General features: G+C 70.9%; 14 protein-coding genes and 2 tRNA genes. 14 read left to right on the top strand and 2 right to left on the bottom strand.

Annotation, left to right across the window (positions count from 1 at the left end; translation table 11 throughout):
* Nucleotides 1–19: 19 nt before the first annotated feature.
* The 9 genes from BLV76_RS00705 to BLV76_RS00665 all read left to right on the top strand — a co-directional run bounded on the left by BLV76_RS00705 (nucleotide 20) and on the right by BLV76_RS00665 (nucleotide 8,215).
* Nucleotides 20–547 (top strand): ribose-5-phosphate isomerase, encoded by a 528-nt coding sequence (locus BLV76_RS00705; RefSeq protein WP_090967412.1) that lies wholly within the window; start codon nucleotides 20–22, stop codon nucleotides 545–547.
* A complete protein-coding gene (locus BLV76_RS00700; protein ID WP_090967411.1) occupies nucleotides 540–1,415 on the top strand; it encodes an Fpg/Nei family DNA glycosylase in 876 nt (291 codons plus the stop codon). The genes BLV76_RS00705 and BLV76_RS00700 overlap by 8 nt, the downstream gene beginning before the upstream one ends.
* 15 nt (nucleotides 1,416–1,430) lie before the next feature.
* The gene (locus tag BLV76_RS00695; protein WP_090967410.1) at nucleotides 1,431–2,513 is read left to right on the top strand and encodes a PP2C family protein-serine/threonine phosphatase; all 1,083 of its coding nucleotides are present in this window, start codon (nucleotides 1,431–1,433) and stop codon (nucleotides 2,511–2,513) included.
* Between the two features lie 54 nt (nucleotides 2,514–2,567).
* Nucleotides 2,568–2,641, top strand: a tRNA-Gly gene (locus BLV76_RS00690).
* A gap of 46 nt (nucleotides 2,642–2,687) precedes the next feature.
* Nucleotides 2,688–2,760, top strand: a tRNA-Pro gene (locus BLV76_RS00685).
* 1 nt (nucleotide 2,761) lies between these two features.
* Complete coding sequence (locus BLV76_RS00680; protein WP_090967409.1) at nucleotides 2,762–3,424, top strand: hypothetical protein; 663 nt, start codon at nucleotides 2,762–2,764, stop codon at nucleotides 3,422–3,424.
* A gap of 116 nt (nucleotides 3,425–3,540) precedes the next feature.
* Nucleotides 3,541–4,971, top strand: a complete 1,431-nt coding sequence (locus BLV76_RS00675; protein WP_090967408.1) for a PepSY-associated TM helix domain-containing protein — start codon at nucleotides 3,541–3,543, stop codon at nucleotides 4,969–4,971.
* Between the two features lie 151 nt (nucleotides 4,972–5,122).
* Nucleotides 5,123–6,520, top strand: a complete 1,398-nt coding sequence (gene tig, locus BLV76_RS00670; protein ID WP_090967407.1) for a trigger factor — start codon at nucleotides 5,123–5,125, stop codon at nucleotides 6,518–6,520.
* Nucleotides 6,521–6,691: 171 nt separating this feature from the next.
* Entirely contained in the window at nucleotides 6,692–8,215 is a 1,524-nt protein-coding gene (locus tag BLV76_RS00665) for a hypothetical protein (RefSeq protein ID WP_139306419.1), read from the top strand.
* An 85-nt stretch (nucleotides 8,216–8,300) separates the two neighbouring features.
* Here BLV76_RS00665 and BLV76_RS00660 read toward each other — a convergent pair whose 3' ends face one another.
* The gene (locus BLV76_RS00660; protein WP_090967405.1) at nucleotides 8,301–9,446 is read right to left on the bottom strand and encodes a phosphotransferase; all 1,146 of its coding nucleotides are present in this window, start codon (nucleotides 9,444–9,446) and stop codon (nucleotides 8,301–8,303) included.
* A 24-nt stretch (nucleotides 9,447–9,470) separates the two neighbouring features.
* Here BLV76_RS00660 and BLV76_RS00655 point away from each other — a divergent pair, with 24 nt between their 5' ends.
* From BLV76_RS00655 to clpX, 4 genes are all read left to right on the top strand, one after another.
* A complete protein-coding gene (locus BLV76_RS00655) occupies nucleotides 9,471–9,896 on the top strand; it encodes a MarR family winged helix-turn-helix transcriptional regulator (protein WP_090967404.1) in 426 nt (141 codons plus the stop codon).
* 158 nt (nucleotides 9,897–10,054) lie between these two features.
* Nucleotides 10,055–10,675 (top strand): ATP-dependent Clp protease proteolytic subunit, encoded by a 621-nt coding sequence (locus tag BLV76_RS00650; protein ID WP_090972139.1) that lies wholly within the window; start codon nucleotides 10,055–10,057, stop codon nucleotides 10,673–10,675.
* Nucleotides 10,676–10,678: 3 nt separating this feature from the next.
* Nucleotides 10,679–11,287 carry an ATP-dependent Clp protease proteolytic subunit gene (locus tag BLV76_RS00645; RefSeq protein ID WP_090967403.1) on the top strand — a complete coding sequence of 203 codons (609 nt, stop codon included), beginning with the start codon at nucleotides 10,679–10,681 and terminating at the stop codon, nucleotides 11,285–11,287.
* A gap of 140 nt (nucleotides 11,288–11,427) precedes the next feature.
* Nucleotides 11,428–12,708, top strand: coding sequence for an ATP-dependent Clp protease ATP-binding subunit ClpX (clpX, locus tag BLV76_RS00640; RefSeq protein ID WP_090967402.1), 1,281 nt, complete (start codon nucleotides 11,428–11,430; stop codon nucleotides 12,706–12,708).
* Between the two features lie 549 nt (nucleotides 12,709–13,257).
* On the opposite strand, the gene valS is transcribed toward clpX, so the two are convergent.
* The gene (gene valS, locus BLV76_RS00635; protein ID WP_090967401.1) at nucleotides 13,258–15,876 is read right to left on the bottom strand and encodes a valine--tRNA ligase; all 2,619 of its coding nucleotides are present in this window, start codon (nucleotides 15,874–15,876) and stop codon (nucleotides 13,258–13,260) included.
* 78 nt (nucleotides 15,877–15,954) lie between these two features.
* On the opposite strand from valS, the gene BLV76_RS00630 reads away from it, so the two are divergent.
* Nucleotides 15,955–16,884 (top strand): GNAT family N-acetyltransferase, encoded by a 930-nt coding sequence (locus BLV76_RS00630; protein WP_090967400.1) that lies wholly within the window; start codon nucleotides 15,955–15,957, stop codon nucleotides 16,882–16,884.
* Nucleotides 16,885–16,890: the final 6 nt, after the last annotated feature.

The following is a 16,890-nucleotide window of genomic DNA, read 5'->3' as shown; positions in this document are numbered from 1 at the left end:
GCTCTGGGAGACTCCTGACATGCGCGTTCACCTGGGATCCGACCACGCCGGCCTCGAGCTCAAGGACCACCTCACCACCTGGCTGGTCGACCACGACTACGAGGTCGTCGACCACGGCCCGTTCGTCTTCGACGCCCTCGACGACTACCCCGTCTTCTGCCTGCGCGCGGGGGAGGGCGTGGCCGCCGACCGTGCCGAGGGCCTCGACAGCCTCGGCGTCGTCATCGGCGGCTCGGGCAACGGCGAGCAGATGGCCGCCAACAAGGTCACAGGCATCCGCTGCGCGCTGGTCTGGTCGGAGGAGACCGCCGTCCTGGCCCGCGAGCACAACGACGCCAACGTGGTCTCGGTCGGCGGCCGGATGCACTCGGTCGACGACATGACCCGCTTCGTCGAAGTCTTCCTCGCCACGCCGTTCTCCGGGGACGAGCGCCACGTCCGTCGCATCGGCCAGCTCACGACCTACGACGAGACGCGCGAGCTCCCGCCGCTGCCGGCGTCGGCGCTGCAGGGGTCGGTCGAGGGCGGTACGGCCGGGGATGCCTGAGGGCCACACCCTCCGCAAGCTGGCCGACGACCTCACGGCGGCGTTCGCGGGCCGCACGGTCCGGGTGACCTCGCCGCAGGGCCGGTTCGCGGCCGACGCGGAGCAGGTCGACGGCTCGCGCCTCCTCGGCGCCGACTCGGCGGGCAAGCACCTCTTCGTCGAGCTCGAGAGCGAGCGGTGGATCCACGTGCACCTCGGGCTGATCGGCCAGTTCGACGTGCATGAGCACGCCTCCGAGGTGCCCCAGCCGGTGGGTGCGGTCCGGCTGCGGCTGGTCAGCGTCGACGACGACCCGCGCGGGACGTCGTACGCCGATCTGCGCGGCGCCATCGTGTGCGACCTCATCGGCGCGACCAGGCGCGGCCAGGTGCTGGGCAAGCTCGGCCCCGACCCGCTGCGGCACGACGCCGATCCCGACCTCGCCTGGCGGCGCATCTCGCGAAGCCACCGCCCGATCGGCGACCTGCTCATGGACCAGGCGGTGCTCGCCGGCGTCGGCAACGTCTACCGTGCCGAGGTGCTGTTCCGGCACCGCATCCATCCGCTGCGCCCCGGCACCACCCTGCGCGTGGGCCAGTGGCGCGCGATGTGGGACGACCTCGTCGAGCTGATGGCCGAGGGCGTGCGCACCGGCCGCATCGACACCGTCCGCCCCGAGCACACGCCCGAGGCGATGGGCCGCGACCCCCGCAAGGACGACCACGGCGGCGAGGTCTACGTCTACCGCCGCACGTCGATGCCCTGCCTGGTCTGCGGGTCCGTCATCAAGACTGGGGAACTGGTGGGGCGCAACATCTTCTGGTGCCCGCGGTGTCAGCCGAAATTCCGCTCCCGGGCCGTACGATCTGGCTCAACGTCCGGGACCTAGGGAGGGAGCTCGGCGATGAGTTCTTCCCTGGAACGCCACCCGAGCGCACTGGCGCGGGCCTTCGACCGCGTCTCGTCGCGCCTCGTGCCGAGGGGCTCGCGCATCGCCACGGTCCTCGTCGTGGTCACCGTGCTCGTCGGCGTCGCGATCTGGCAGGTGCCCGACTTCGTGCCGCTGGTCAGCCTGCTGCTCCCGCTCGTGGTCTCCAGCCTCCTGCTCGGTCCACGCCAGCTGCAGTGGTTCGTGGTGTTCGTGCTGCTGGTGCTGGCGCTGGTGGTGACGTCCCAGGATCCCGGTCCCCGCGTGATCAGCGCCGTCGTCATCATGTTCGCGATCGGGCTCATGTTCCTGGTGTCGTCGTTCCGACGCGCGCGGCTCGGCGTCGCCGGGATGCAGGGCGAGATGATGTTCGTCGACCTGCGTGACCGGATCCTGCGCCAGGGCGGCATCCCCGAGCTGCCGAACCAGTGGTACGTCGACGCCGAGCTCCGCTCCGCCGGGGGGACGCCGTTCGCCGGTGACTTCGTGGTCGCCACGGAGGTCGACGGGCGGCTCGAGGTCGTCGTGGTCGACGTGTCCGGCAAGGGCCAGGCGGCCGGCACGCGGGCGCTGCTGCTCTCGGGTGCGATCGGCGGCCTGCTCAGCGCGCTGCCGCCGGCGGAGTTCCTCCCCGCCGCCAACACCTTCCTGATCCGCCAGGACTGGGACGAGGGCTTCGCCACCGCGGTCCACCTCTCGCTCGACCTCGCGACCGGCCGCTACGACCTCCGCACCGCCGGGCACCCGCCGGCCGCCGCGCTGCACGCCGGGTCCGGCCGCTGGGAGGTGGTCGAGACCGAGGGCCCGATCCTGGGGCTGATCGACGACGTGGTCTACGAGGGCGTCTCGGGCCAGATGCTGCCCGGCGACGCGCTGCTGCTCTACACAGACGGCATGGTCGAGACCCGCACGCGCGACATCGGGCTCGGCATCGACCGGATGCTCGGCCAGGCCGAGCGGTTGCTGCGCGGCGGGTTCGAGGGTGGGGCCACGCGACTCATCGAGGCGCTCGGCTCGCGCAACGACGACCGCGCCCTGCTGCTGGTTCACAGGCGATGACGCGCGTGTGGCACCATGACTCCCGCACCGGCGGTCAACGGCCGACCGGGGCGCGCGGATGTAGCTCAATGGTAGAGCCCCAGTCTTCCAAACTGGCTACGCGGGTTCGATTCCCGTCATCCGCTCCAAGCAGGCTCCTGGGCCCCGTTTCCGGGGCTCTCCGGGCCCGTTTGGCGGGGCGTAGCGTAGTGGCTAGCGCGCCTGCTTTGGGAGCAGGAGACCGCAGGTTCGAGTCCTGTCGCCCCGACATGGACGTCCGTGCCACGCCGCTCGTGCGCTGCCTGCGCGCACTGCTGCTGGCTGCGGTCGTCGTCGCCGCCGGGTCGCTCGCGCACCTTACCGCCGCCGGCCGGATGCCGGACTGGCCCGGCCTCGTGGCGCTCTACGCCGTCGTGGCCGCCGCCTGCGCCCTGGCGCTGGGGCGCGAGGCGTCCGCACCCCGGCTCGTCGCCCTCACCGTCGGCGGCCAGCTGGTCGTGCACGGTGCGCTGTCCGGGATGGCCGGCCACGACCCCGGCCAGATGTCGCAGGCGATGGCCCACGGCCCGCACGGCGGGATGGTCCACCCGGGCTCCACGTCCTTCCTCCCCGAGTGGCTGTCCCACGGCGTCGAGGACATGCTCGCCCACCCGTTCATGGCCGTCCTGCACGTGCTCGCCGCGACGACGGTCGGGCTCTGGCTGGCCGTGGGGGAGCGCGCCCTCTTCTCGCTCGTCCGGCTGGCCCGCTGCGGCGCCCGCGCGGCTCTCGCGCGGGCCGCGGGGGCGCTCGGCCTGCTCCCCGTCGTGCTGCGCGGCGTGCCCCGCCTCGTCGGCGTACGACGCCGGCTGGTCGATCCCCTTCCGCTCCTCCCGGTCTGGTCGCGCGGTCCCGCGCGCCGTGGACCACCCCCGGTGCTCCTGCCTCGCTGAGCCCGTCCGCCCGCCCGCACACGGCCCCGGACCCCTCGGTGAGCGCTGCCATCCGCCGCTCCGGGCGACCTTGCGTCGCGCCGGTGCGGTGACACGTCTCTGTGCGAGGAGCACCCATGACCACCCTCCAGCGTGTGCGGACCGCCGCCGCGCGACCCCGGACGACCCCGTCCGGCCTCTTCCGCGCCTTCTGGCGCTGGCACTTCTACGCGTCCTTCGTCGTCGTCCCGGTCTTCGCGGTCCTGGCCGTGACGGGACTGATCTACCTGCTGCGGTTCCAGCTCGAGCCGCTGATGCACCCCGACCTCATGAAGGCCGAGGCGCCGGCCGGGCAGCAGCTGGGCTACGTGCTGTCCGACCAGCTCGACCTCGTCGAGGCGGCCTACCCCGACGACGAGGTCGGGCTGATCCGCGAGGGCCGCGGCCCCGACGACACGACCGCGTTCGCCGTCACCAAGGACGACGGCACCACGGTCGACGTCTTCGTCGACCCGTGGCGCGGCAAGGTCCTCGGCGAGCTCGACCCGGACACCACCCTGTCCGGGTACGCCATCCGGCTCCACGCCGACCTGATGGGCGGCGTGCTCGGCGACCGCCTCATCGAGATCGCGGTCTGCTGGGCGATCGTCATGTCGCTCACCGGGTACTACCTGTTCTTCGCCGGGCGCAGGGCGCGGCTGCGACGGCGTACGAAGAAGGCCCCCGGCGCGAAGCTGCGCAGCCGGCACGCCCTCATCGGCTCCGTCGCCGGGGTCGGGCTGCTGGCGATGGTCGTCACCGGTCTGCCGTGGACCGGGTTCTGGGGCGCCAAGGTCCAGGAGCTCGCGACCTCGCAGGGCTCGTCGCTGTGGAGCCTCGACCACGGCGCGCAGTCGAAGCCGGGTTCGCGGCTCGACGAGTCGCTCCCGCACAGCCACGCGGTGCGCGAGGTGCCGTGGGCGCAGGGCGCGACCGAGGTGCCGTCGTCCGACCCGGACGGCGCGGGAGGTGAGGGGATGGAGTCGGTCGCCAACGTCGACACCGCCGTGGTCGTCGCCGAGCGGGAGGGGCTGACCCACCCGATGACGGTCGTGCTGCCGAGCGGCGAGGACGGCGTCTTCTCCGTCATCGGCGACGCGTTCCACGACCCGAGCCGGGAGCGGACGGTCCACGTCGACCAGTTCTCCGGCGAGGTGCGCTCGCAGTACGGCTTCGGCGACTACCCGCTCGCCGCGAAGGCCGTCGCGCAGGGGATCGGCTTCCACGAGGGCCGCAGCCTCGGGCTCGTCACCTTCTGGTTCGCCCTCCTCTTCTGCGTCGCCGTGCTGGTGATGTGCGTGACCGGCCCGCTCATGTGGTGGCGGCGACGCCCGGCACGCAGCGGGTCGGTCGGGGCGCCCCGCGGCAGGTTGCCGATCCGGGCCACCTGGTGGCTCGCCGGGGCGCTGGTCGTGCTCGGCGTCGTGCTGCCGATGTTCGGTGTCACCCTGCTCGCGGTGCTGCTGCTCGACCAGCTCGTGCTGCGCCGGGTGCCACGCCTGAGGGCGGCGTTCGACACGGTCGACTGACACCGCCAGCCACACCCGTTCCGGGGCTCGGTCCGACGGTGTGGGCGTGATTCGGCCAGCGCCCACACCGTCGATAGACTGACGAGGTTTGCAGCCGCGTGCAGCACCCCATGCCGCAGCACCCATTGACGACATGCACCAGGAGACATTTGTGAAGAGCGCCGTCGAGACCTTGAGCCCGACCCGGGCCAAGCTGACCGTCGAGGTGCCCTTCGAGGAGCTCAAGCCGAGCCTCGACGCGGCGTACCAGAAGATCGCGAAGCAGATCAACGTCCCCGGCTTCCGCCGCGGCAAGGTCCCGCCGGCGGTCATCGACCGCCAGGTCGGCCGCGGACCGGTCCTGGACGAGGCGATCAACGCCGTCGTCCCCCAGCAGTACATGGCCGCGCTCCAGGAGCACGACCTCGAGCCGCTGGCGCAGCCCGACATCGAGGTGACCAAGCTCGAGGACAACGACGTGCTCGAGTTCACCGCCGAGGTCGACGTGAAGCCCGACTTCGAGCTCCCCTCCTACGACGGCATCGAGGCCAGCGTCGAGGACATCGAGATCACCGACGGTGACGTCGACGAGCAGGTCGAGGCCCTGCGCGAGCGCTTCGGCACCCTCGCCCCGGTCGAGCGCGCTGCCGCCACCGACGACTTCGTGACCATCGACCTCGTGGCTGCCAAGGACGGCGAGACCGTCGAGGGCGGCGAGGTCACCGGCATGTCCTACAAGGTCGGCCGCGGCGGCATGATCGACGGCCTCGACGAGGCCCTGGTCGGCCTCTCGGCCGGCGAGGACAAGACCTTCGACTCCGAGCTCGTCGGCGGCGACCTGGTCGGCGAGCCGGTCCAGGTGACGGTCAAGGTGACCGCCGTCCAGGAGCAGCAGCTGCCCGAGTACGACGACGAGTTCGCGCAGCTCGCCTCCGAGTTCGACACCGCCGAGGAGCTCACCGCCGACGTGCGCGAGCGCCTCGGTCGCGGCAAGCGCCTCGAGCAGGCCGCCGCCGCGCGTGACGCCGTGCTCGAGGCCCTCCTCGAGAAGGTCACCATCCCGCTGCCCGAGGTGATGGTCACCGACGAGCTCAACGCCCGCCGCCAGAACGTCGAGCAGCAGCTCATGATGGCCGGCATCACCATGGAGAAGTACCTCGAGGACGAGGGCCAGACCCAGGAAGAGTTCGAGGCCGACCTCGAGCGCCGCGTCCGCGACGCCGTCGCCGCGCAGTTCATCCTCGACAAGATCGCGAAGAAGGAGGAGTTCGCCCTCGACCAGAGCGAGCTCTCCGAGCACCTCGTGCGCCGCGCCCAGCAGTCCGGCCAGGACCCGCAGGAGTTCGCGAACCACATGTTCGAGCACAACCACATCCCCGAGCTCGTGCAGGAGATCATGCGCGGCAAGGCCCTCGCCACGATCGTCGAGGCGGCGACCGTCAAGGACGCCTCGGGCAACGTGGTCGAGCTGAAGAACCTGCGCCCGGACGGCACCATCGGTGAGCCCGAGGCCGAGGTCACCGAGGAGGCGGCCGACGAGGCCGCCGACGAGGAGAAGGCCGACGCCTGATCGGCTCGTAGCGGCACGGACGGCGCCCACCCTGCGGGGTGGGCGCCGTCCGTCATTTCACGCTCGTGGACGCCGGTCCAGACCTCGTGCCCGCACCACTGACAACGCCCTGTCGCCGCTGGCAATCTCTCGGCGGGAAGTGACTCGGAGCGGACTGTCGTGGGGGTTGTCGTGGGATCTGTGGCTGGGGTGCGCGCGCGTGCGCGCCGGATGTTCGTGCGCGCCGTGGGTGCGGTCATGGTCGCGACCGGCCTGGTGGCCGTCGTGCCGACCGGACCGGCCGGTGCCGCCGAGTGGTGGGAGGGCTCCCAGACGGCGAACTGGTACGACGGGCAGGTCAGCTACAGCTCGGTGCTGAACTGCTTCTCGGTCATCCAGGGCAGCCCGGCCTACGAGAACGGCGTCGGTGCCTACATCGGCTACCTCGCCGACCCCGACAACGCGACCGGGCCGAAACCGGTCGTCAACGACAAGACCTGGATCCGCTACCGCGTCTACGGCATGGGCAACCCGTGCTCCGGCGGCAGCTACTTCCGCCCGAAGTTCTACCTCCCGGTCGGCTGGTCGTGGGACACCTCGCGCCAGATCGCGTGCGCGTACGACGGTTCCGGCGGCTCCGCCCCGCAGGCCAACTGCCCGGGCTGGTCCAACATGGACGCCTCCCACGCCTACTGGAACAACGGCTCGGGCTCGGGCGGCAACCTCTGGGGTGTCGCACAGGGCCACTACTGGGAGTTCCAGTTCCCGGTGAAGGTCGGTCCGAACGCCCAGTCCGGTGTCGTCCTCGACGCCCACCTCGACGTCGCCGACGGCAACTTCAACCCGCAGATGCTGCTGCGGACCAACAACGTCTACGTCTTCAACGGCACGCCGGGCGCCAACAACGTCGGCGTGATGTACGACCAGCCGTCGTCGTACGACCAGGCGACGCTGCCCTTCGCCCCCGGCGGGCCGACGAGGTACGGGATGCTCTCCGCCTTCCAGGCGGTCATCGGAGGCCGGGCCGGATCGGCGAAGTTCGAGATCAGCACCAACCCGGGCATGACGCCCGTCCTGGGGTCGGAGTCGTTCAGCTTCCCCAGCGGTCAGTTCCCGGGGTCGGCCAAGGCCATGACGGACTGGGCGGATGCCGGCGTCGCGCTCCAGCCGGGCGTCACCTACTACTGGCGCGGCAGCATCATCCCGACCAGCGGGTCAGCCGCGGTCGGTGAGGTCCAGTCGTTCACACTGAAGCCGGGCGGCGGTGTCGACGCCACGTCCCTCGGTGCGACGAACTCCGGTGGCGGTGTGGGCACCGGTTCCGGTGGAGTCCCCGGCGGCGTGATCACCCCGGTCCCGCAGCCCACGCCGCCCTCCCCGAACCCGCCGGTGGCTCCGAGCGCCACGCCGTCGGTCCCGAGGACCGCGACGGCCAAGAAGGGCGTCGTCGTCACCCTGACCTGCACGGGTGCGTGCTCGGCGAAGGCGTCGGCGACGGTGACGAAGAAGCTGGGCAAGAAGCTCGGCACGACCACGCTCGGCTCGGCGAGGGGGTCCCTCGGGGCCGCCGGCTCGACGACCCTCACGATCAAGCTGTCGAAGAAGCTGCGCGCCAGGCTGAAGAAGGTGGGCTCGGTCAAGGCGACGGTGAAGGTCACCACCACCGTCGCCGGGACGTCCACGACCACGACCGCGAAGGTGACGATCAAGGGCTGATCCGCGCCCGGTCCGCGCCTCGCTCGGTCGTGAGTCTCCAGGAGACTCAGGGCCGAGCGCGCCGCTCAGGTCGGCGCAGGTCGGCTCAGGTCGGCTCGGTGTCCGCGAGGACGTCGAGCGCGTAGCGGGCGATGCCCGCGCGCTGGCGGGCCATCTCCTCGTCGCCGAGGTCGAGGGGGAGGCTCGGCAGCCCGTTGAACAGCATGAGGCTGACGGCGTGGGCCCGCCGGACCTCGGCCGGGGGGACGTCGAGCCCCTCGTCGGCGAGCCCGGCGGCGTACGACTCGACGCAGGCCGCGGCGCGCCCGGGCAGGTCGGCGACGTCCTGGCGGCCGAGCTGGATGTCGCCGACGAGCAGCTGGGACAGGTCGAAGCCGACGGGCTGGGGACGCCAGAAGCCGAAGTCGATCAGCGTGAAGCCGGGGTCGCCCTCGCGGCGCAGCAGGTTGTTCGGGCATGCGTCGCCGTGCGAGGTCAGGTGGCGTGAGGAGGCGAACTCGTGGGCGAGCGCGTCGAGGCGATGCGCGGTCGCCGTCAGGCCGTCGCGCAGCTCGCCGAAATGGGTGGCGATCGCCGGGTGCCGCCACGTGCCGTCGTCGTGCAGGCCGGGCAGGACGGTGAAGGCCAGCCGTCCGGCGACGAAGTTCTCGATGTGCCAGGGCTGCGGGTCGATCGCCCCGAGCGGCTCGACCGCGGCGCTGGCCGAGAGCCGTCCGAGCAGGTGGGCGGCGCGGACGCTGTCGTCGTACGTCCAGGGCACGGGGTCGCACTCGACCGCCTCGATCCACACGACGGCGGTGTCGTCGGGGTGCTCGACGACGCGCAGCCCGCGCGGCATGGTGAGCCCGTCGGGGAGTCGGGCGGCCAGGTCGGAGGCGTAGAGCAGGGGCTCGGCCCGCCACGGCACGGAGGCGGCCGCCCACTCGCTGATCTCCACGGGGACGTGGACGAACTCGGGGGCGTGGCGCCAGCTGTGCACGCGCTTGACGAAGAGCGTGAAGGGCCGGGGCCCGTCGCCGGCGTCGGCGTGTCCGCGCACCCAGGTGCGCGCGCCGGTGAGGATGGACGGCACGTCGTAGGCCACGCGCTCGGCGCAGGAGTCGAGCAGCGTCACCGACCCGACGCCCCAGAGGTCGGCGACCATCGACTCGAGCTCGGCGTCGGTGACGTCGTCGTCCCCCAGCAGCTCACGCCGCGCCGCGCCCGGCGGAGGTGCGAAAGTTGCTTTCATGATCCGAAAAGGTAAGTTGCTTTCATGACTGGTGTCAAGAGGCTCCCGGCCGCCGAGCCGCACCTTCCGATGCTGATGGGCATGGTCTTCGACCAGCTCCGCGCTCGGCTCGCCGAGGACGCCCCCGAGCTGCGCCCCTCGCAGCTGCGGGTGCTGGAGTGGCTGCCGCCGGAGGGCATCACCATCAGCGAGCTCGCCGAGTGCGTCGACATGACCACCCAGGGTTGCGGCCAGTTCGTGCGCCAGCTCGCCGCGCTCGGGATGGCCGAGGTCACGGTCGCCGAGCACGACGCGCGCGCCAAGGTCGTACGCCTCACGGCGGCGGGGCAGCAGGCGCTGGACCGGTCGAACGCCGTGCTCGCCGCCTGCGACGAGGCGTGGGTCGCGCGGGTCGGGGTCGAGCGCTACCGGGTGTTCCGCGAGGTGCTCGAGCAGGTCGCCCTCGGCTGAGCCGCGACCCGGCGGCAGCGGTCGTACGCCGACTCGTCCCGCTCCCGCCCGCGAATCCGCTGTGGGCGAACAGGGTGGGTTTGCGCGTGGATGTGTCCGACCTTCCGGCTAGTGTCGCCAGCGTGAACCAGAACTCCAGCCCAGCCCTCTCGCCCGAGATGAACGGCGCCGGTGGGATGTATGGCCTCGACGACCACATCTACCAGCGCCTCCTCCGTGAGCGCATCGTCTTCCTCGGCTCGGAGGTGCGCGACCAGAACGCCAACGCGATCTGCGCCCAGCTCCTGCTGCTCTCCGCCGAGGACCCGGAGGCCGACATCTTCCTCCACATCAACAGCCCCGGTGGCTCCGTGGACGCCGGCATGGCGATCTACGACACGATGAACTACATCCCCAACGACGTGGCGACCGTCGGCATGGGCCTGGCGGCCTCGATGGGCCAGTTCCTGCTCTGCGCCGGCACGAAGGGCAAGCGCTACGCCCTGCCCCACGCGCGGATCATGATGCACCAGCCCTCGTCCGGCATGGGCGGCTCCGCCTCCGACATCAAGATCCAGGCGCAGCAGTCGCTGCACATCAAGAAGGTGCTGCTCGACCTCATCGCCGAGCACACCGGCCAGACGGTCGAGCAGGTCGTGACCGACGCCGACCGCGACCGCTGGTTCACCGCCGACCAGGCCCTCGAGTACGGCCTGGTCGACAAGGTCATCACGAGCGCCCGCGAGGCCGCTGACGAAGGTCGCCCGGCCCGACAGGCCGGATCGAAGCAGGAGGACTGACACATGAACTACTACATCCCGCAGTGGGAAGAGCGCACCTCCTACGGCTTCCGTCGGATCGACCCCTACGCGAAGCTCTTCGAGGAGCGGATCATCTACCTCGGCACCCCGATCAGCGACGACGTGGCCAACGCGGTCATCGCCCAGCTGATGTGCCTGGAGACGATGAACCCCGACACCGACATCAGCATCTACATCAACAGCCCCGGCGGCTCGTTCACGGCGCTGACCGCGATCTACGACACGATGCGGTTCATCAAGCCCGACGTGCAGACCGTGTGCCTGGGCCAGGCCGCCTCCGCGGCCGCGATCCTGCTGGGCGCCGGCGCCAAGGGAAAGCGGATGGCGCTGCCCAACAGCCGCATCCTGATCCACCAGCCCTACACCGAGGGCACGTTCGGCCAGACCTCCGACATCGAGATCCAGGCCAACGAGATCCTGCGCATGCGCGAGCTCCTCGAGCAGATGATCGCCGACTCGAGCGGCAAGACGGTCGAGGAGGTCAGCGCCGACATCGAGCGCGACAAGATCCTCACCGCGCAGCAGGCAGTCGACTACGGCCTCATCGACGCCGTGATCGAGTCCCGTAAGGGCGTGCCGGCCCTCGTCTGAGGACCGGACCGCTCCGCATGACCATCAAGTCTCGCGACATCCCGTGTCCGGCCCCCACCCGGGGCCGGCACGGGGTACCGTCGTGAGGCCCGTTGTGAGATACCGGGACCCTCGCCCGGCAAGACTGGAGGACACGACTCGTGGCACGAATCGGTGACGGCGGCGACCTGCTCAAGTGCAACTTCTGCGGAAAGAGCCAGAAGCAGGTCAAGAAGCTCATTGCTGGCCCCAACGTCTACATCTGCGACGAGTGCATCGAGCTGTGCAACGAGATCATCGAGGAGGAGCTCGCCGAGGGCTCCGAGGTCAGCCTCGAGGAGCTGCCCAAGCCCCGTGAGATCTTCGAGTTCCTCAACTCCTACGTCATCGGCCAGGAGCACGCGAAGAAGTCGCTCGCCGTGGCGGTCTACAACCACTACAAGCGCGTCCAGGCCGGCCTCCAGCCCGTCAGCGGCAAGGCCAAGGACGACGTCGTCGAGGTCGCCAAGTCCAACATCTTGGTGATCGGCCCGACCGGCTGCGGCAAGACCTACCTCGCCCAGACCCTCGCCCGGATGCTCAACGTCCCGTTCGCGATCGCCGACGCCACCGCGCTCACCGAGGCCGGCTACGTCGGCGAGGACGTGGAGAACATCCTCCTCAAGCTCATCCAGGCCGCCGACTACGACGTCAAGAAGGCCGAGACCGGCATCATCTACATCGACGAGATCGACAAGGTGGCCCGCAAGGCGGAGAACCCCTCGATCACGCGCGACGTCTCCGGCGAGGGCGTCCAGCAGGCGCTGCTCAAGATGCTGGAGGGCACGACCGCGTCGGTGCCCCCGCAGGGTGGTCGCAAGCACCCCCACCAGGAGTTCATCCAGATCGACACCACCAACATCCTGTTCATCGTGGGTGGTGCCTTCGCCGGGCTCGAGCAGATCATCGAGCAGCGCGTCGGCAAGAAGTCCCTCGGCTTCACCGCCGAGGTCCGCGGCGCCGCCGAGCGCGAGGCCGACGACCTGCTCGCCCAGGTCCGCCCGGAGGACCTCACCAAGTTCGGCCTGATCCCCGAGTTCATCGGTCGACTCCCGCTCATCGCGAGCGTGAGCAAGCTCGACCGCGAGGCGCTCGTGCAGATCCTCACCGAGCCGCGCAACGCGCTGGTCAAGCAGTACCAGAAGCTCTTCGACCTCGACGGCGTCGAGCTCGAGTTCACCCCCGACGCGATCGACTCGATCGCCGACGCGGCCCTCGAGCGTGGCACCGGTGCCCGCGGCCTGCGCGCGATCATCGAAGAGGTCCTGCTCTACGTGATGTACGACGTGCCCTCCCGTGGCGACGTCGCCAAGGTGATCGTGACCCGCGAGGTCGTCGAGGACGACGTCGCCCCGACCCTCATCCCGCGCGAGGCCGAGGGCCGCAAGAAGAAGTCCGCCTGACCCGGTCCAGACAACTTCTGGAGAAAGTTCCGGAAGTCACGTCATGCCCGGGTGAGTGGCCCGTCTAGTTGTCATGTGGGCGGAACCAATGGGCAGTGGCTCGAAGCGACCCTTCGTCGGGTTCGCGCTCGTGGCACTCCTCTGCGTCGTGCTGATGGTCTTCGCCTTCGGCGCAAGCTGAGCGCGGCTGCAGACCGTCGTCGACCCGGGCGTGGGGGCCAGTGTCGACGGCGGTCAGTGGCGCGCCCGACGCCGTACCCCCGCTGCTCGAGCGGTGAGTGAGCCACATTCCTGGCCGCTCCGACGTGGGTACGACACCGCCGGCCCGCGTGTCGTACCCGACTCGCCGCGTGGGCGGTGCGTGAACCACCTTCCCGCCGTGCGACATGTGGCTCACTCACCGCCCGCCCGCCCGCCCGCCCGCCGGCCCGCCCTCCGCCCGCCGCCTGAGTAGGCCGGCGCGCTCGCGAGCGGTGGCTGAGGGGCGTTCCGGTGTGCAAGAACCCCCTCACGAACCGCTCCGGGGGCGCGAGGGGGTTCCGGCGGGCGTCAGTCCTCGGTGGGCGCGAGCTCGGCGGTGACCGAGAGCTCCCTGGCCTGGTCGTCGGCGACGAACTCGAGGTCGCCGACGATGGTGCCGACGGCGCGGAGGTCGTCGGAGGCCTGCTGGGCACCCTCGACGAGCAGGGTCGGGCCGGTGATCACCACGCGGGAGAGCGGGGCGCGCATCTTGGCCTTCGCCTGCGACTTGGCGCCGCGGATGCCGGTGAGGGCGGCGGCGACGGCGTCGAGGACGAGCGGCTGCGACGCGGCCGCGGAGCCGAGGTCGGCCGCGGTCGGCCACGGGCTGTGGTGGATCGAGCCGTCCTGCCACCACGACCAGACCTCTTCGGTCGCGTAGGGGAGGAACGGCGCGAGCAGCCGGAGCTGGACGTGGAGCGCGATCGCGAGCGTGGCGCGGGCCGAGTCGGTGCCGGCGCCGCCGTCGGTGTCGTACGCACGCTCCTTGACCAGCTCGAGGTAGTCGTCGCAGAACTCCCAGAAGAACTTCTCGGTGACCTCGAGCGCGGTCGTGTAGTCGTAGGCGTCGAACGCCTCGGTGGCCTTGCGGACCACGACCTCGAGGCTGCCGAGCAGGGCGCAGTCCACCGGGGCGCTGACCGCGGCCGGGCTGAGCTCGGTGGCGCCGACGTTGCCGAGGACGAACTTCGAGGCGTTGAGGACCTTCATCGCCAGGCGGCGGCCGACCTTCATCTGCGACTCGTCGAAGGGCGAGTCCATGCCGGGACGGCCGATCGCGGCACGCCAGCGGACGGCGTCGGCGCCGTACTTGTCGAGGATGTCGGTCGGGACGACGACGTTGCCCTTGGACTTCGACATCTTCTTGCGGTCGGGGTCGACGATGAACCCGGAGATCATCGCGTGCGACCACGGCACGACCTGGTGCTCGAAGTCGGCGCGGACGACGCGGGAGAACAGCCAGGTGCGGATGATGTCGTGCGCCTGGGTGGCGAGGTCGAACGGGAAGACCCGGGAGAAGAGGTCGTCGTCGACGCCCCACTGGCCCGCGATCTGCGGGGTGAGCGAGGAGGTCGCCCACGTGTCCATCACGTCGGGGTCGCCGATGAAGCCGCCGGGCTTGCCCCGCTGGTCCTCGGTGTAGCCCTGCGGCGCCTGCGTCGACGGGTCGATCGGGAGCTGGTCCTCGGTCGGCATCAGCGGGTGGGCGTGGTCGGGCTCGCCGTCGGCGTCGAGCGGGTACCAGACCGGGAACGGGATGCCGAAGAACCGCTGGCGCGAGATCAGCCAGTCGCCGTTGAGGCCGCCGACCCAGTTGTCGTAGCGGTGCTTCATGTGGGCGGGGATCCAGGTGATCTCCTCGCCGCGGACGAGCATCTCCTTGCGCAGCGCCGCGTCGCGGCCGCCGTTCTTGATGTACCACTGGCGCGTGGCGATGATCTCGAGGGGCTTGTCGCCCTTCTCGTAGAAGTTCGCCATGCGCTGCGTCGCCGTGGGCTCGCCGTCGAGGTCGCCGGACTCGCGGAGCAGGGCGACCATCGCCTCGCGGGCGGAGAAGGTCGTCTTGCCGGCCAGCTCGGCGTAGGCCGTCGAGGCGGCGTCGGCCGCGAGCCACTCGGGCGTCTCGCGGGTGAGCCGCCCGTCGCGGCCGACGACCGTGCGGACGGGCAGGTCGAGCTCGCGCCACCACATGACGTCGGTGAGGTCACCGAACGTGCAGCACATGGCGATGCCGGCGCCCTTGTCGGGCTCGGCGGCGGGGTGGGCGAGCACCGGGATCTCGACGCCGAAGACCGGCGAGGTGACCGTGGTGCCGAAGACGCCCTGGTAGCGCTCGTCGTCGGGGTGCGCGATGAGCGCGACGACGCTCGGGATCAGCTCCGGACGGGTCGTCTCGATGTGGATCGGGGAGCCGTCGGCCTGGTGGAACGCGACGCGGTGGTAGGCGCCCGGGTAGTCGCGCGCCTCGAGCTCGGCCTGCGCGACCGCGGTCTGGAAGGTGACGTCCCAGAGGGTCGGTGCCTCGGAGAGGTACGCCTCGCCGCGGGCGAAGTTGCGCAGGAAGGCGCGCTGGCTGACGGTGCGCGAGTGGTCGCCGATCGTCGTGTAGGTCGGGTTCCACTGGACCGACAGGCCGAGCTGGCGCCACAGCGCCTCGAAGGCCTTCTCGTCCTCGACGACGAGCTGCTCGCACAGCTCGATGAAGTTGGGCCGGCTGATCGGGACCTGCTTCTTCGGGTCCGGCTTCTCCGGCGGGGTGAAGTCGGCGTCGTAGGGCAGGGCGGGGTCGCAGCGGACGCCGAAGTAGTTCTGGACGCGACGCTCGGTCGGCAGGCCGTTGTCGTCCCAGCCAATCGGGTAGAAGACGGCCTTGCCCTGCATGCGCTGGTAGCGCGCGATCAGGTCGGTGTGGCTGTAGGAGTAGACGTGGCCGACGTGCAGCGAGCCGCTGACGGTCGGCGGGGGAGTGTCGATCGAGTAGACGTTCTCCCGCGGCTGCGTGCGGTCGAAGGCGTAGGTGTCGTTCGCGGCCCACGCCTGCGACCACTTGTCCTCCAGCCCCTCCAGCGCCGGACGCTCGGGTACGACGACGGCACGCGGCTCGGTGCTCGTCGTATCCGTGGTCGGGGTGCTGGGGTTCTCAGTCATGCCGTGAAGTCTATTGATGGGCCTCCTGCCTGCGAAAACGAGTATCGAGGTGCGCGCTGCGCGACCTAGCGTGACGACATGACAGAGGCCTACACGCTGGAGTTCTTCGACGCCCCGCAGTCCTTCCTCGACCAGGCCGGTGAGGTGCTCGCGGCCGAGCCCGTGCTGGGCAGCGTGATCGCCAGCGTCAGCGAACGCACCGCGCGCGAGATCGCCGACGGCATCGACTCGTGGGCGGACGTCGACGCACCCTTCGAACGCTGGTGGGTGGTGGTCCGCGACGGCGCCGGTACGCCGGTCAGCGCCGCGATGCGGACCGCACCGTTCCGGCCGTACCCGTCCTTCTCGATGCCGATGCCCGAGGCGGCCGCGCGGCTGCTCGCCACCGCGGTGCACGAGCGTGGCGAGCACCTCGGCGGCGCCAACGGCGCGCTGCCGGGTGCGGAGGTCCTCGCCCGGACGACCGCCGAGCTCGGCGGCGGCGAGCTGGTGACCGACAAGGCGACCCGGCTCTGGGAGTGCACGACCGCCGTGGTCCCGCCCGCTCCGGAGGGTCGGCTCCGCCTCGCCACCGAGGACGACGCGGAGCTGGTCCTCGCGTGGTTCACCTCCTTCCACGAGGAGGCCGACGAGCAGGCCGGCCGCGAGCCGGACCCGGGCTCGGGCGAGCACAACACCCTCGACAGCGTCCTGGTCCGGATCCGCGAGGGCGTCGAGTGGCTGTGGGAGCTCCCGGACGGCACGGTCGCGCACCTGACCGGGTCCGGGCTACCGTCCTTCGGCGTCGGGCGGATCGGGCCGGTCTTCACGCCCCGCGAGCACCGTGGCCGCGGCATCGCGTCGTACGTCGTCGGCGAGCTCACCCGCCGCGGGCTCGAGGCCGGGCACCGGATGTGCCTGTTCACCGACATCGCCAACCCGACGTCGAACAAGATCTATGCCGGCCTCGGCTACGAGCCGGTCGTCGACATGGCCGAGCACCTCGTCACCGACCCCGCGAAGCCCTAGCCTCGG

This window comes from Nocardioides exalbidus (genome assembly GCF_900105585.1).
Taxonomy (GTDB): Bacteria; Actinomycetota; Actinomycetes; order Propionibacteriales; family Nocardioidaceae; genus Nocardioides; species Nocardioides exalbidus.
The sequence above is the reverse complement of the archived record's forward strand: the minus strand, read 5'-3'. Positions and strand labels throughout refer to the sequence as shown.